The following is a 1,808-nucleotide window of genomic DNA, read 5'->3' as shown; positions in this document are numbered from 1 at the left end:
CGTTTCCGACTCTATCAGATCCTTTCGGCGTCTGATTCCCAGTCAGCGGGTTTTGCCTTTCCGGCTGTTGGGCCGTTCCGACGAGTGAGACTTTAGCGGATTCCCTGCCTCCGACGCTAATCGGGGGCTGCGCTCGGGTTTCGAACGCGGATTCCTCATTTCGCAAAAACGCACGGAAAGCAGAACGGCGCGGCAAAGCACCATCGGCTTCTGTAGATCTTGCGGGATGGCTGTCCGGGGCCGACCGGGGTCGGTGCTCACGTCGGACAACTCGGAGAACCTTACGGATCCGTCAATCCCGTGTCAACCCCGGTCCGCGGGCGTAGTCTCTGCGCATGACTACGCGTGCGCACACCACCCAGTGGTGGGCCGCCTGACGGCGGCCCACCACTCGCGCATGCAGCAAGCGGCCGCCGACTCGGCGGCCGTTCGCGTATCCCCCTCCGGGAGCCGGCCGTCGGGTCGGCGCTCAGGAGAAGAGGGAGAACGAACGCGATGACGAGGATCTTCAGCGGGGTCAAGCCGACCGGGCATCTGACGCTGGGCAACTACCTCGGGGCCGTACGACGGTGGGTCGAGGTCGATCAGCACCGGGCGGAGGCGCTGTTCAGCGTCGTCGATCTGCACGCGCTGACCGTGGAGCACGATCCGGCGCGGGTGCGGCGGCTCAGTCGGCAGGCGGCCACGCTGTTGCTGGCGGCGGGGCTCGATCCGAAACGGTGCACCTTGTTCGTGCAGAGTCATGTGGACGAGCACGCGCGGCTGTCGTACCTGCTCGAGTGCACCGCCACGGACGGCGAACTGCGGCGGATGATCCAGTACAAGGAGAAGAGCGTGCAGGCTCGGGCCGCCGGCCAGAGCGTGCGGCTGTCGCTGCTGACGTATCCGGTGCTGATGGCGGCGGACATCCTGGCCTACGGGGCCGATGAGGTGCCGGTGGGTGAGGACCAGACGCAGCATGTGGAGCTCACCCGGGATCTGGCGGTGCGGTTCAACCAGCGGTACGGGCACACGTTCACCGTGCCGCGGGCTACCCGGCCCGAGGTGGCGGCGCGGGTCATGGACCTTCAGGACCCCACGTCGAAGATGGGGAAGTCGCACGCGAACGGGGCCGGGATCGTCTATCTGCTGGACGACGCGGAGACCGTGCGGCGGAAGATCATGCGGGCCGTGACCGACAGCGGGCGGGACGTGGAGTACGACCGGGAGGGCAGGCCGGGCGTCGCGAATCTCCTCGATCTGATGGCTGCCGCGACGGGTGGGAACCCCGAGGCGCTGGCCGGTGTATATGAAACGTACGGATCGTTGAAGAAGGACACGGCGGACGCGGTCGTCGAGCTGCTGAGGCCCGTGCGGGAGCGGCATGCCGAGCTCGCGGCGGACCCCGGCCATGTGGATCAGGTGCTACGGGACGGGGCCCTGCGGGCCCGGGAGACGGCGCGGCCCTTGGTGGACCGGGCCTATCGGGCGATCGGGCTGTTGCCCGCCGGGTGACGGAACGCGTTGCGGTAGTCGCGTGGGCTGGTGGCGAGGTGCGAGGCGAAGTGCTGGCGCATCGTGACCTCGCTGCCGAAGCCCGCGCGGCGGGCCACCTCGGGGAGGGGGTGGTCGGTGAGTTCGAGGAGTTTCTGGGCGGCGGCGACGCGCTGGGTGATGAGCCAGTGCAGGGGGGTGGTTCCGGTGGTGGCCTGGAAGTGGCGGGCGAAGGAGCGGGGCGACATGCCGGCGCGGGCGGCCAGGGTCGCGACGGTGTGGGGCTCGTCGAGGTGGGCGAGGGCGTGGGCGCGGATGTCGGCGAGGGCGTCGGC

2 protein-coding genes are annotated in these 1,808 nt (G+C 69.1%); one reads left to right on the top strand and one right to left on the bottom strand.

Annotation, left to right across the window (positions count from 1 at the left end; all coding sequences use genetic code 11):
• Window positions 1-495 precede the first annotated feature (495 nt).
• Window positions 496-1,494, top strand: a complete 999-nt coding sequence (trpS, locus tag AOK00_RS17590; RefSeq protein ID WP_055601256.1) for a tryptophan--tRNA ligase — start codon at window positions 496-498, stop codon at window positions 1,492-1,494.
• Here trpS and AOK00_RS17585 read toward each other — a convergent pair.
• Window positions 1,461-1,808: helix-turn-helix domain-containing protein (locus AOK00_RS17585; protein ID WP_159041783.1), on the bottom strand; the 348-nt coding region annotated here is incomplete at its 5' end. The two genes, trpS and AOK00_RS17585, sit on opposite strands and share 34 nt — an antisense overlap.

It is taken from the genome of Streptomyces aureus, from assembly GCF_001418135.1.
Lineage (GTDB): Bacteria > Actinomycetota > Actinomycetes > Streptomycetales > Streptomycetaceae > Streptomyces > Streptomyces aureus_A.
This window is presented reverse-complemented; position numbering and strand designations above follow the sequence as displayed.